At 63.2% G+C, this 12,461-nt stretch carries 12 protein-coding genes; 7 read left to right on the plus strand and 5 right to left on the minus strand.

Going from position 1 to position 12,461, the window contains the following annotated elements:
• Positions 1-21: 21 nt before the first annotated feature.
• From IB272_RS19105 to IB272_RS19120, 4 genes are all read right to left on the minus strand, one after another.
• Positions 22-1,014 carry an ABC transporter permease gene (locus IB272_RS19105; RefSeq protein ID WP_034787896.1) on the minus strand — a complete coding sequence of 331 codons (993 nt, stop codon included), beginning with the start codon at positions 1,012-1,014 and terminating at the stop codon, positions 22-24.
• Complete coding sequence (locus tag IB272_RS19110; protein WP_089042910.1) at positions 1,011-2,555, minus strand: sugar ABC transporter ATP-binding protein; 1,545 nt, start codon at positions 2,553-2,555, stop codon at positions 1,011-1,013. The genes IB272_RS19105 and IB272_RS19110 overlap by 4 nt, the downstream gene beginning before the upstream one ends.
• 74 nt (positions 2,556-2,629) lie before the next feature.
• Positions 2,630-3,589 (minus strand): substrate-binding domain-containing protein, encoded by a 960-nt coding sequence (locus IB272_RS19115; RefSeq protein WP_192444661.1) that lies wholly within the window; start codon positions 3,587-3,589, stop codon positions 2,630-2,632.
• Between the two features lie 111 nt (positions 3,590-3,700).
• Complete coding sequence (locus IB272_RS19120) at positions 3,701-4,444, minus strand: FadR/GntR family transcriptional regulator (RefSeq protein WP_051659113.1); 744 nt, start codon at positions 4,442-4,444, stop codon at positions 3,701-3,703.
• Between the two features lie 201 nt (positions 4,445-4,645).
• Here IB272_RS19120 and uxuA point away from each other — a divergent pair, with 201 nt between their 5' ends.
• Positions 4,646-5,836 (plus strand): mannonate dehydratase, encoded by a 1,191-nt coding sequence (uxuA, locus tag IB272_RS19125; protein ID WP_089042911.1) that lies wholly within the window; start codon positions 4,646-4,648, stop codon positions 5,834-5,836.
• Positions 5,837-5,844: 8 nt separating this feature from the next.
• Positions 5,845-6,537 carry an RraA family protein gene (locus IB272_RS19130; protein WP_089042912.1) on the plus strand — a complete coding sequence of 231 codons (693 nt, stop codon included), beginning with the start codon at positions 5,845-5,847 and terminating at the stop codon, positions 6,535-6,537.
• Positions 6,538-6,570: 33 nt separating this feature from the next.
• On the opposite strand, the gene IB272_RS19135 is transcribed toward IB272_RS19130, so the two are convergent.
• Positions 6,571-7,053 (minus strand): Lrp/AsnC family transcriptional regulator, encoded by a 483-nt coding sequence (locus IB272_RS19135; RefSeq protein WP_060529326.1) that lies wholly within the window; start codon positions 7,051-7,053, stop codon positions 6,571-6,573.
• 100 nt (positions 7,054-7,153) lie between these two features.
• Here IB272_RS19135 and IB272_RS19140 point away from each other — a divergent pair, with 100 nt between their 5' ends.
• The 5 genes from IB272_RS19140 (at position 7,154) to IB272_RS19160 (ending at position 12,420) form a co-directional block, all read left to right on the plus strand.
• On the plus strand, positions 7,154-8,650 hold the full coding sequence (locus tag IB272_RS19140) for an aminotransferase class V-fold PLP-dependent enzyme (RefSeq protein ID WP_082566296.1): 1,497 nt from the start codon (positions 7,154-7,156) through the stop codon (positions 8,648-8,650).
• A complete protein-coding gene (locus tag IB272_RS19145; RefSeq protein ID WP_060517836.1) occupies positions 8,643-9,518 on the plus strand; it encodes an MBL fold metallo-hydrolase in 876 nt (291 codons plus the stop codon). The genes IB272_RS19140 and IB272_RS19145 overlap by 8 nt, the downstream gene beginning before the upstream one ends.
• A 28-nt stretch (positions 9,519-9,546) precedes the next feature.
• The gene (locus tag IB272_RS19150; protein WP_034787855.1) at positions 9,547-10,308 is read left to right on the plus strand and encodes a sulfite exporter TauE/SafE family protein; all 762 of its coding nucleotides are present in this window, start codon (positions 9,547-9,549) and stop codon (positions 10,306-10,308) included.
• A gap of 157 nt (positions 10,309-10,465) precedes the next feature.
• A complete protein-coding gene (locus tag IB272_RS19155; RefSeq protein ID WP_034787853.1) occupies positions 10,466-11,461 on the plus strand; it encodes an SLAC1 anion channel family protein in 996 nt (331 codons plus the stop codon).
• Positions 11,461-12,420, plus strand: a complete 960-nt coding sequence (locus IB272_RS19160) for a GlxA family transcriptional regulator (RefSeq protein WP_034787850.1) — start codon at positions 11,461-11,463, stop codon at positions 12,418-12,420. Before IB272_RS19155 ends, IB272_RS19160 begins: the two co-directional genes overlap by 1 nt.
• Positions 12,421-12,461 lie beyond the last annotated feature (41 nt).

Raw genomic sequence — 12,461 nt, forward strand, 5'->3', positions numbered from 1 at the left:
TGCGGACACCCCGCGCCGGTCTCAGCGCACCCGTTCCAGAACCTGGTTCAGGAGCACGGCGCCGAGGATGATCCCGCCGCGCACGACGTATTGCCAATATTCGCTGACATTCATCAGCGTCATGCCGTTGGAGATGCAGCCAAGGAAGAGCACCCCGATCAGCGTGCCCCAGATGCGGCCCTTGCCGCCAAAGAGCGAGGTACCGCCGATGATGACGGCCGCGATCACGTCGAGTTCCATGCCGGTCGCCGTCGTCCCGGTGCCGGCCCCGATCTGCGAGGCGATCAGCGTGCCGGAGACGGCGGTCAGCGCGCCGGTCAGGCCCAATGTCAGCGCCTTCACCTTCCAGATGTCGATGCCGGAGAGACGTGCCGCCTCCATGTTGCCGCCGACCGCGTAAACCTCACGGCCGAAGCTTGTGTACTTCATCAGGAAGTGCATGGCCGCGAAGGTCAGCGCAAAGATATAGACCGGGAACGGAATGCCGAAGAGATAACCGCCGCCGAGGAAATCGAAACCGAGCGGGAAGGACGACATCGGGAAGCCGCCGGTGATCAAATTGGCGACACCGCGAAGTGCCGCGAAAAGCGCCAGGGTGGTGATGAAGGTCGGCACGTTGAACCACTGCCGGAAACGGCCGGTGAGATAGCCGAGCGAGAAGCCGAGCAGAAGTGCCACCGCAAAACCGACGGTGACCGCGCCCCAGTCGCCGAACGTGTCGGTGAAACGGTCGGCGAACCAGGCAACGATGCAGCCGGCGAGCGCGGCACCGGCGCCGACCGAGAGATCGATCTCCCCGCTGATGATAACCGCCGTCATGCCGAAGGCGATGATGCCGAGCATCGACACCGTGCGCAGCACGTTCAAGACGTTGCTGGTGGAGGCGAACCCCGGTGCGACGAAGATCAGGAAAATCACCAATGCGGCGAGAATGATCTCCATCGGGTAGGTTTTCAGAAACTTGAGCGGCGTGTTCTGTCCGCCTGTTTCCGTGGTCTGGCTCACGAGTGTCATTGCTTGGCCCCTTCCATGCACAGGCCGTAAAGTTCGGTCAGGTCGGTTTTCGTCGGATCCACTTCGGCGACGACGGCGCCGTGATGCATGACGAGGATGCGGTCGGCGACTTCCAGCACCTCCTCGAGCTCGGTCGAGACGAAGAGGCTGGCAAGGCCGTCGGCGGCCTGTTGCCAGATGATGTCGAAGATCTGGCGCTTGGCCTGGACGTCGACGCCGCGGCTCGGCTCATCGAAGAACATCACCGACGGCTGCCGGTTCAGCCATTTGCCGATCACCACCTTCTGCTGGTTGCCGCCCGACAGCGACGACACGGGCAATTCCGGATCGCCGCACTTGATGTGCAGATCGGCGATCTGGCGGCGCACGTACGGCTGTTCGCGCCGGCGCGAAACGAAGCCCCTGTTGGAGATCGGGCCGAGGCTCGCCATGCAGAGATTGTCGGCGGTCGAAAGCGACTGCACGAGGCCGACCTCCTTGCGGTTTTCCGGCGTGTAGCCGAGTCCCGCCTTGCGCATGTCGCGCGGGCTGGCACCGGTCATATCGCGACCGTTGAACGTCACTGAACCGCTGTCGATCCGGTCGGCGCCGAAGATCGCCCTCATCAGTTCGGTGCGCCCGGCGCCGAGCAGGCCGGCGATTCCGAGGATTTCGCCCGGATAGAGATCGAAAGAAACATTCTGAAAATGCCCGGAGCGGCTGAGATCCCGCACCTCGAGCACCGGCCGGGTGCGATCGAGCGTGCGCCGCGGCGGCCGCGTTGCGCGGGCGGCATCGCCGAACATCATGCCGACGATCGCCGAAGGCGTCGTCGCCTTCATCTCGACCGCGCCGATGTAATGGCCGTCGCGGATCACCGTGCAGGTATCGGCAATCTCGAAAAGCTCGCTCATCCGATGGGTGATGTAGATCATCGTCACGCCGCGGGCGCGCAGCCGTTCGATCAGTGCGAAGAGCTGCTTGACCTCGCGCGACGCCAGCGCCGAGGTCGGTTCGTCCAAGAGTAGGATCGACGGGTTGAAGGACATCGCCTTGACGATTTCCACCACCTGCTGCTGGCCGACGCTCAGCGCCGAAACCGGCTGGCGGGAATCGATCGCAAGCCCCATGTCGGCAAGCAATTCGCCGGCGCGCTTGTGCAGGCCCGCCCAGTCGACGACGCTGAAACCGGCGCGACGCCGATGCGGCAGCCGGCCGAGAAAAATGTTCTCGCCGACAGAAAGCTCCGGCACCAGCGAGAGCTCCTGGTGCACGGTGACGATGCCGGCGGCAAAGGCATCATGCGGCGAGGTGAAATGGCGATCCTCGCCATTGACACTGATCGTGCCCGATGTCGGCTCGGTGACGCCGGCAAGCAGCTTGACGAGCGTTGATTTGCCCGAGCCGTTCTTGCCCATCAGGGCATGCACCTGGCCGGGGGCGAAGCTGTGGGTGAATTCGGAGAGGGCGACAGTCGGGCCGTAACGCTTGGTCACGGCCCGAAAGTCCAGCCGTCCCTGCACCCCTTGCAACGCAGCTGAACTCGGTTGCGGATAGCTCATGCGGATTTCCTGCTGTGCAAGACGAGGGAGTGGCGGGCGCGATGTCCCGCCGCTCGGCTGACGTCAAAACCCAATCACTTCAGCGCCTTCAGGCCTTCCTTGTAGGCCGCGACCGCCTGCGTATCGGCGCGCGTCAGAGGCAGCACCGGCACGTTGACCTTGGTCTCGATCTTCTTGCCGTCGAGCAGGTTCTGTGCCGCTTCGATCGCCTGCTTGCCGACCTCGAGCGGCTGCTGCGCCGTCGTTGCCTGCAGTACGTTGTCCGAATTCAACAACATGTTGGCGAGCTGCTCGGACCCGTCGGTGCCGAAGACGAAGACCTTGCCTTCGAGGCCTGCCTTTTTCACGGCCTGGACCGCACCGATCGTGCCGCCCTCGTTGGCAGCGTAGATCACCTGGATATCGGGATTGGCCGTCAGCATGTCGCTTGCGACCGCGAGCGCCTTTTCGGCAAGCCAGGCATCCTGCTGGGCGACGATATCGACCTGGTCCTTGACGACGCTTAAGAACCCGTCGACGCGGGCGTTCGACTGTTCAGGCAGCAGTGCCTTGAAGGCGAGCGTGCCGATCTTGACCTTGCCACCATTGCCGAGGGTCTTCAGGAAGTCGGCTGCGGCGTTGCCTGTGCCGATGCCGATATCGCGGTCCGAGCTCGTCACCGTCGCCTGGGCGACGTCGCCATTGGCCGAAGTGCCGTAGGTGACGACCGTGATCCCGGCATCACGCGCCTTCTTCAGCGCCGGCACCGAGGCATCGGCCGAAAGCGGCGCCACGACGATCGAGTTCACGCCGCGAGCGATGTAGGTGTCGATGAGCTGCGCTTCCTTCTCCAGCTTGCTGTCGCTGTTGCCGGCGAGAAGCTCGTCGCCGGCGGCTTCCGCAGCCTTCTCCATGCCGATCTGGATGCCGCGGAAATACTGGTCCTGCTGGAAGACGATGCCAGCGATCGCCTTGCCGCCAGCAAAGGCCGCGCCCGGCGCAAAGCTGACGGTGGCAAGAAGTGCGGCAAGCGCCAGACGTTTCATGTTGCTCATATTGGTTCTCCTCCCAAGTGCCCTGTTCGTGCCGCCGGACCAACGGGCGAAAATCCGGCAAATGGCTGCCCGCACCGCGTGAAGCGCGGTTCGGACCCAATCTCCAAATGTTTATCGTGGCTGCGAGCTGCCCGGCACGGCATCGACGAAGCGGATGCCGAACTCCAGATGACGGCTCATCAGGTAGACATAGGCGATGCGGTCGCGCGCCCTCAGCGCCCGGATGATCTCGGCATGCGCTTCGAAGGTCGCCGCGTGCACCGGACGTTCGGCCTTGCCGAGCCGCATGACCTCCTCGATCACCGAACGCAGCATGTGATAGGCGGCAAGCGTCGTGCGGTTGCCCGAGAGTTCGACGATCGCCGAATGGAACTCATAGTCGCACTGTGCGGCTGCCTCGACGCTCTCGGCCTCAAGGATCCTGGAATTGATCGCATCGAGCCGGTCGAAATCGGCGTCGCTGGCCGTCAGGATGATGTGTTCGCCGACACCGGTCTCGATGATGCGGCGGAAGCCCTGCAGGTCATGAAACGAGTCCGGTGAGATACCGTTGTGAAAGGCAAAGAGCCGGCGGATCGCCTCGCCGTGGCCACCGCTGATCACGGCGCCCACCTTCGGCCGGGTCTCGACCATGCCATAGGCGCGCAGCACCTGCAGCGCCTCGCGCACGGTGTTGCGGCCGGCCTGGAACTGTTCGCCGAGATCACGCTCGGTCGGCAACGCGTCACCGACACCAAGGCCACGCTCGGAAATCATGTCGCGGATCTGCTCGACCAGCCGATCGACGGCCGAGGTCTTGCCCGGCTCCACGGCCTCGACGCCCGACAACACCTCTTCCCTTACCGAACTGCTCACCGGCTCTCCTCCCTGCGATGCCTTATTTGTTGGTCCAGATTGCAGTTTCCGTCAAGCGAAAATTTGAAGGCCTCAGCTTAATCGGTGATTTTCACGCGAAATCTCCGCTTTCAGACTTGAATTGTTGGACCAATGGGACATTATTGCCGGGCGTGGTCCAACAATAGCCACGGAAGCGGGTAGGAGTTCTGCATGAGACTGATGGAAGAGTGCTTTCGCTGGTACGGGCCCAACGATCCGGTGCCGCTCAGCCACATCCGGCAGGCGGGCGCCACAGGGATCGTCTCGGCGCTGCATCACATTTACGATGGCTCGCCGTGGTCCGATGAGGCAATCCTTAAGCAGAAGGCGCTGATCGAGGCGGCCGGCCTGCGCTGGAGCGTCGTCGAGAGCATTCCGGTGCACAATTCGATCAAGCTCGCGACGCCAGATAGCGATCGCTATATCGGCTGGTACAAGGATACGCTTCGCGCCCTGGCACGTTCGGGCATCAGCATCGTCTGCTACAACTTCATGCCGGTGGTCGACTGGACGCGCACGGAACTGATGCAGCCTTTGGCCAATGGCGGCTTTGCGCTGCGCTTCGATGCTGTCGATTTTGCCGCCTACGACCTCTTCGTCCTGCAGCGTCCGCATGTGGAGGACAGCTACTCAACGCAGCAGATCGCCGCCGCCCGCCAGCGTTTCGACGAGATGGACCAGGCGAAAATCGACCGGATCGAACGCAATCTGATCGCCGGTCTTCCGGCCACCGAGCGCCAGTTCAACCGGGCGAGCTTCCTCGCAGCCCTCTCGGAATATGATGGCGTCACCGCCGACATCTTGCATGAGAACCTCGCGCGCTTCCTCAGGGAGATCGTGCCGGTCGCAGAAGAAGTCGGTATCCGGCTCTGCATCCATCCGGATGACCCAGCCTTCTCTCTCTATGGCCTGCCGCGGATCGTTTCGACGCCGGCCGACGTCCGGCGCGTTCTCGCCGCCGTCGACAGTCCGGCCAACGGCATCACCTTCTGCACCGGCTCTTACGGCACACGCGCCGACAACGATTTGCCGGCCATGGTGCGCGAATTCGGCCCGCGCATCCATTTCGCCCATCTGCGCAACGTCCAGCGCGAAGAAGACGGATCCTTCTACGAGGCCGACCATCTTGGCGGATCGAGCGACATGCCCGCGGTGATATTGGCGTTGATGCAGGAGCAGGAGCGCCGCGTCCGCGAGGGTCGCACCGACTGGCAGATCCCGCTTCGGCCCGATCACGGCCATCTGCTCGCGGACGATATCGGCAAGGAGCGGATCAACCCCGGCTATTCGCTGATCGGGCGCTTGAAGGGTCTCGCAGAAATCAGAGGCGTCATGCAGGGCATTGCAACGGCCATGGCGCACAAGGCTTGAGGGAAGACATGAAACATTTTGAAGACGATACCGAACTCTTTACCGCCATGCGCAGCCGGCTGTTCACGGCCGTGGTCGGCGACATTCTCGACACGATGGGCCTGCAGCACCAGTTCCTGCCGCCGCAGATCAAGGCGCTGCGCGACGACATGGTCGCTGTGGGCCGAGCGATGCCCGTGCTGGAGGCGGATTTTTTCGCGACCGCTGAGGCCGGCGGCCATTCGGAATTCAGCGCCAAGCCTTTCGGCCTGATGTTCCATGCACTCGACAGCCTGAAGGAAAACGAGATCTACGTCTGTTCCGGCTCGTCGCCGCGCTATGCGGTCTGGGGCGAACTGATGTCGACGCGAGCAATGAAACTCAAGGCGGCCGGTGCGATCTGCGACGGCTATTGCCGCGACAGCGCCGGCATTCTCGCGCTCGATTTCCCGACCTTCTGCTACGGCTCCTACGCCCAGGACCAGGGCCCACGCGGCAAGGTCGTCGACTACGGCATCCCGATCGAGATCGGCGGCATCCGCATCCGGCCGGGCGACATCCTCTTCGGCGACCGCGACGGCGTGCTCGTCATCCCGAAGTTGGCGGAGCGCGAGGCGATCGCGCTGGCGCTGGAAAAGGCCGAGACTGAAAACAAGGTGCGGCTGGCGATCGAGGCCGGCATGAGCACCGTCGAGGCCTTCGAACGCTTCGGCGTCATGTAACGACAGAATGATGAGGTGCCGGGAGACGGCGCCTCACCTCAACCGGCTCAGATCCACGGGGCGACCGTTGATGATCGCCTCCATCGAGAAGAAGCCGGTGACCGTGGCGAGGTCGAAATTGGTGATGAGCTTCTGGTAGAAGGTGTCATAGCCGCGCATGCCGCGGGTCACCACCTTGATCAGATAATCCCAATCCCCGCCGATGCGATAGAAATCGATCACCTCCGGCAACCGCTCGACATGCTGCCGAAAACCGTCGCTCCATTCCTTGGAGTGATGGCGGGTGCGGATCATCACGAACACGGTGAGATCCAGCCCCAAAGCGTCGAGATCAATGTCTGCATGCGAGCCCCGGATCACGCCGATTGCCTGCAGGCGCTGGAGGCGTCGCCAGCAGGCGTTTTGCGACAGGCCGACCTTTTCGGCCAGATCCCGCTGCGACAGCGACGAATCTTTTTGCAATGCGGTAAGAATGTTCAGATCGAAAGCATCGATTTTGAACGACGATTCGATCATTTGACACAATTCCTCGATGAAACCGCAGAAGATAGGTGAGGTTTTCGACCCTGGACGGGATTACAATTGCTGTCAATGTCCGCTCCGAGGAGTAAGCGCGATGATCGTGCCCGCCGTCCACCAACCCTGCGAGGCGCTCTCGCCGCTCGCCCGGTTCCGCCAGTCCCTCAACCGGCCGGGTCTCGTCGCCGAGCTACGCGACGATCTGGTCGGAGCGAAGGCGCGGATCGCCGGTCCCTACGGCACGAAGGCACTGGTTTATGCCGACTACGTCGCCTCCGGCCGCGCGCTGCGCGTGATCGAAGATTTCGTGCTCGAAGAGGTCCTGCCTTACTACGCCAACAGCCACACCGAAGCCTCCTATTGCGGGGGCTTCATGACCCGGATGCGGCGGGAAGCGCGAGCGCTGATCGGGGAATTCTGCGGCGCCACGGCCGACCATGCCGTGATCTTCACCGGCTCCGGTGCGACCTCCGGCATCAACCGTCTGGTCAAGCTCGTCGGCGTTAGCGACGCGGTTGCTGCCGGCCAAACCGTCCGCGTCATCATCGGCCCCTACGAGCACCACTCCAACATCCTGCCCTGGCGCGAAAGCGGCGCTGAGATCGTTGAGATCGCCGAATGCCCGGCGGGTGGACCGGACCTCACGGAACTTCGCAAAGCGCTGAGCGTTGGCTCGTCCGACCTGACAGTCTGTACCCTCTCGGCCGGCTCGAACATCACCGGCATCACCAGCGACGTGGCCGCGATCACCCGCATGGTCAAGGCTGCCGGTGCGAAGATGATCTGGGACTATGCCGGCGCCGGCCCCTATGTTCCAATCGCCATGTCTCCCGTTTCCGGTGCCGAGATCGACGCCATCGTCGTCTCGCCGCACAAGTTCATCGGTGGCCCGGGTGCTTCCGGCATCCTGATCGTTCGCCGCGACAGTGTCACGACCGACAAGCCGACCTGGCCGGGCGGCGGCACGGTGAAGTTCGTTTCGCCGGATACACACGACTACAGCGCCAACATCGAGGCCCGCGAAGAGGCCGGAACGCCGAACGTCGTCGGTGACATCCGTGCAGCCCTTGCCTTCATCGTCAAACACGCGATCGGGCTTGAGAGCATGGAGCGGCGCAACCGCGAACTGGCGGAGCAGGCGTTTGCCGCCTGGAGGGCCATTCCGCAACTGGAACTGCTCGGCTTGCAAGAACCGGACCGGCTGCCGATCTTTTCGTTCCGCATCAGGAACGGCAAGGGCGGCTATGTCCACCAGCAGCTCGTCACCCGCATGCTGAGCGACCGCTTCGGCATCCAGGCGCGCGGCGGCTGCGCCTGCGCCGGACCTTACGTTCATCGGCTGCTGTCGATCGATGCCGAGCACTCCGAACAGATCCGCCAGGCGATCCTTGCCGGCGAGGAAATCGAGAAGCCGGGCTTCACCCGGCTGAACTTCAGCGTGCTGCTTTCGGAAGACAAGGTGAAGTACATTCTCGATTGCGTCACGCAGCTCGCCGCCGACGCGCCGAGTTTCGAAGCCGATTACGATTTTGACCCCGCCCGCGCGATCTTCTTCCCGTGCGCCGCGGCTGAAGAGGCCCTCGCCTATGCATAAGCCCGATGTGACCGGCTTCTACGATCCCCGCACCGGCAGCATCCAATATGTCGTCGCCGACCCGGCGACGGGCAAATGCGCGATCATCGATCCGGTGCTGGACTTCGATGAAAAGTCCGGCTCGACCGCGACGCGGAATGCCGATGCGATCCTCGACCATATCGCCGCCAAGGGTTTGACGGTCGAGTGGATCCTCGACACCCACCCGCACGCCGACCATTTCTCCGCGGCGCGCTACCTCAAAGCGAAGACCGGCGCGCCGACGGCGATCGGCGAACATGTGAAGGGCGTGCAGCGGATCTGGAAGGAGATCTACAACTGGCCGGACTTCGCCTGCGACGGTTCGCAATGGGACCGGCTGTTTGCCGACGGCGAGACGTTTCAGATCGGTGAGCTCAAGGCCCACGTCATGCATTCGCCGGGACATACGCTCGCCTCGATCTCTTACGTGATCGGCGACGCCGCCTTCATTCACGACACGCTGTTCATGCCCGACAGCGGCTCGGCCCGCGCCGACTTTCCGGGCGGAAGCGCTGCCGACCTCTGGCGCTCGATCCAGGCCATTCTGGCGCTGCCGGACGAGACACGGCTCTTCACCGGCCACGACTATTGCCCCGGCGGCCGCGAGGCGCGCTGGGAAAGCACGGTCGCCGAACAGAAGGCCACGAACCCGCACGTTGCCGGCAAGTCCGAGGCCGATTTCGTCGGCCTGCGCGAGGCGCGCGACCGCACCCTGCCGATGCCGAAGCTCATCCTGTACGCGCTGCAGGTGAACGTGCGTGGCGGCGAGCTCCCTGTCGCCGAGGACAACGGCCGACGCTACCTGAAGATACCGCTCGACGCGCTGCCCGGTTCGGTCTGGGGGTAGCGGCATCGTGGCGGACCCCTTCCAGCAGATGCTGCTTGCGATCGGCTCCGGTTCGCTCACCGGCTTCACGCTCGGCCTGATCGGCGGTGGCGGCTCGATCCTGGCGACGCCGCTCCTGATCTATGTCGTCGGCATCCGCGACGTGCACACCGCGCTCGGCACCGGAGCGCTTGCGGTTTCCGCCAATGCCTATCTCAACCTGATAAGCCACGCGCTCCGCGGTCATCTCTGGTGGCGCTGCGCGCTGATCTTCACGGTCGCGGGTTCGCTTGGCGCCTTTTTCGGCTCCAGCCTCGGCAAGCTGATCGATGGCCAGCGATTGCTGTTCCTCTTCGGCCTCGTGATGATGTTCGTCAGCTTCGCCATGCGGAAGGTCAGGTGCGACACGGCGGCGACACCGCAGTCGCTTTCGCTCGGCACACACGGCAAGACCGGCTTGACAGCGCTTCTGACCGGCACCTGTTCCGGCTTCTTCGGCATCGGCGGCGGTTTCCTCATCGTTCCCGGACTGCTGCTTGCGACCGGCATGCCGCTCATCAACGCTGTTGGCACGTCGCTGCTTGCTGTCGGCACCTTCGGCCTGACGACCGCGATCAACTATGCCGCCTCTGGATTGGTGGATTGGCGCATCGCCGGCTACTTCATCCTGGGTGGCGTCGCGGGTGGCGTGATCGGCACGATCGTTTCGACGCAGCTTTCGACCCAGCGCGATACGCTGACCAAGATTTTCCGTGCGATCATCTTTTCCGTCAGCCTTTACGTTCTCTGGCGCAGCTACGGAGCCGTGTGACCGGCTTCGCCGTCCGCAATCCATATGACGGCGCGACTGATCGGTCCTTGGCCGGAAACATACGCAGCGAGTCCGGAATCGTACTATCTGGATCATTCAAGACAACGGCGTGGCGTGTTTTAATCCTGTCAGCACTCTTTCGGACAGGAATAATCCAATGACCGTTCAATCCATGGACCTCTCGAACAGCACGCCGTTGACCCGCAGGTCGATCTCGCAGCTTCCGATCAACCTGTTCGCCTCGGTAATGGGCATAACCGGCCTGAGCCTCGCCTGGCGCGAAGCCACCAGGACGATCGGTCTGCCGGCCCTTCCCGGCGAATATGTCGGCTGGCTCGGGACTTCGATCTTTCTAAGCCTTGCGCTCGGCTACGCTTTCAAGTGGCACCGCCATCCGGCCACGGTCGCCGCCGAATTCGCCCATCCGGTTCAAAGCAACTTCTTCGCAACGGTCGCAATCGGCCTGCTTCTGCAGTCAGCTTTTCTGAACCGCTATAGCCCGCTGCTGTCAGAAGTCGTCTGGACGGCTGCGTCGGCGCTGACCTTCGCCCTCGCTTATGTCGTCGCCAGGGGCTTCCTCGGCCGGCAACAGTCGCGCGATACGACGCTGCCGCCGCTGCTCATCCCCGGTGTCGCCACTCTGGATATCGCCGTTACCGGCCACGCCATGCCGTTCGCCTGGGCACATGAGGTCAACATGCTTGCCTTCTCGGTCGGCAGCGTCATCGCCGCAGTCTTCATTGCGCTGATCTTCTCGCGGTTGCGCCATGAAGATCCACTTCCGGCGCTGGCTCGGCCGTCTCTCATGGTTCTGGTCGCCCCCTTTGCCGTCGGCTTCCTCGCCTATACCAATGTCACGGGTTCGGTCGATCTCTTCGCCACGGTCCTGTTCTACTTCGCGCTGTTTCTGATGCTCGTCCTGTCGCCGATGGTATTCCGCTCCCATGTCCCCTTCAGCGTCGGCTGGTGGGCGATCAGCTTTCCGCTTGCTGCGCTCTCGATCGCCTTCTTCCGGTATGCTGCGTCTGCCGAGAGCACCGTCCTCACCGGGCTGGCTGGACTGTTCTTTCTGTTTCTGGCTGGCGCGATTGCGGTTGTCTTCTATCGGACGATCAGCATCATCCTCACCGGCAGATTGTTCGAGGTTCGCTAATGGCCGTTCACAAAGTCGCGATCGTCGCAATGCAGGGCGTCCAGCTCCTCGACGTTATCGGCCCTTCGGACGTGTTCGCGGAGGCCAACCGTCAGAGTGGCACCGACCATTATTCGGTGGAGGTCGTCAGCGCCTCCACCGCCCCGGTGCGTGGGTCTTCCGGGCTGACCCTCCTTCCCGACCGTGCGATGGATGACGGCATTGCCGACATCGATACCCTGCTGGTTGCCGGGGACCCGCTCATTCACGAACGACCGCTTCCGATATCGCTTCTGACTTGGGTGAAGGACGCATCCGCCCGTGCCAGTCGCTTCGGATCGGTATGCTCCGGCGCCTTCGTGCTCGGCGAAGCGGGCCTGTTGAACGGCAGGCGGGCGACGACGCATTGGTCGCAAGCGGCGGAATTCGGCAAGCGCTTTCCGGAGGTGAAGCTCGAGCCCAACCGCATCTTTACCAAGGACGGCAATGTCTGGACCTCGGCGGGCGTGACAGCCGGCATCGACCTCGCACTTGCCATCGTCGAAAAGGATCTCGGCCTGCACATCGCCTTGAAAGTCGCGCGTGAACTTGTTGTCTTCCTCAAGCGACCCGGCGGCCAGACCCAGTTCAGCACGCTCCTTGCCGGCCAGCTTGCGCAGAAGACCCCTATTCGCGCGGCGCAGGACTACATTGCCGACAACCTCTCTGCCGATCTCGGTGTCGGGGCGATCGCCAGGCGCACCGGCATGAGCGAGCGAAACTTCTCCAGGCAATTCAAGCAGGAGGTGGGCATGACGCCGGCTGACTATGTTGAGAGCATGCGGCTTGAGGCGGGGCGCAGATTGGCCGAAGACACAAGCATCCCGCTCAAAAAGATTGCGACCGATATCGGCTTCCATGACGATATCGCCTTCCGTCGTTCCTTCGTTCGTCGATTCGGCACGTCGCCGGCGGCTTATCGAAAGAGCTTCGGCTCCTAAGCCTCGCTCAAGGCCCGCGCCGTTACCGCCACCGGAGAAAC

It is taken from the genome of Ensifer sp. ENS08 (assembly GCF_014852195.1).
GTDB lineage: Bacteria > Pseudomonadota > Alphaproteobacteria > Rhizobiales > Rhizobiaceae > Ensifer > Ensifer adhaerens.

What these genes read in the sequence shown, in the direction of transcription:
- IB272_RS19105 (WP_034787896.1), bottom strand. Translation starts at nt 1,014, where the DNA reads ATGACACTCGTGAGCCAGACCACGGAAACAGGCGGACAGAACACGCCG.
- IB272_RS19110 (WP_089042910.1), bottom strand. Translation starts at nt 2,555, where the DNA reads ATGAGCTATCCGCAACCGAGTTCAGCTGCGTTGCAAGGGGTGCAGGGA.
- IB272_RS19115 (WP_192444661.1), bottom strand. Translation starts at nt 3,589, where the DNA reads ATGAGCAACATGAAACGTCTGGCGCTTGCCGCACTTCTTGCCACCGTC.
- uxuA (WP_089042911.1), top strand. Translation starts at nt 4,646, where the DNA reads ATGGAAGAGTGCTTTCGCTGGTACGGGCCCAACGATCCGGTGCCGCTC.
- IB272_RS19130 (WP_089042912.1), top strand. Translation starts at nt 5,845, where the DNA reads ATGAAACATTTTGAAGACGATACCGAACTCTTTACCGCCATGCGCAGC.
- IB272_RS19135 (WP_060529326.1), bottom strand. Translation starts at nt 7,053, where the DNA reads ATGATCGAATCGTCGTTCAAAATCGATGCTTTCGATCTGAACATTCTT.
- IB272_RS19140 (WP_082566296.1), top strand. Translation starts at nt 7,154, where the DNA reads ATGATCGTGCCCGCCGTCCACCAACCCTGCGAGGCGCTCTCGCCGCTC.
- IB272_RS19145 (WP_060517836.1), top strand. Translation starts at nt 8,643, where the DNA reads ATGCATAAGCCCGATGTGACCGGCTTCTACGATCCCCGCACCGGCAGC.
- IB272_RS19150 (WP_034787855.1), top strand. Translation starts at nt 9,547, where the DNA reads ATGCTGCTTGCGATCGGCTCCGGTTCGCTCACCGGCTTCACGCTCGGC.
- IB272_RS19155 (WP_034787853.1), top strand. Translation starts at nt 10,466, where the DNA reads ATGACCGTTCAATCCATGGACCTCTCGAACAGCACGCCGTTGACCCGC.
- IB272_RS19160 (WP_034787850.1), top strand. Translation starts at nt 11,461, where the DNA reads ATGGCCGTTCACAAAGTCGCGATCGTCGCAATGCAGGGCGTCCAGCTC.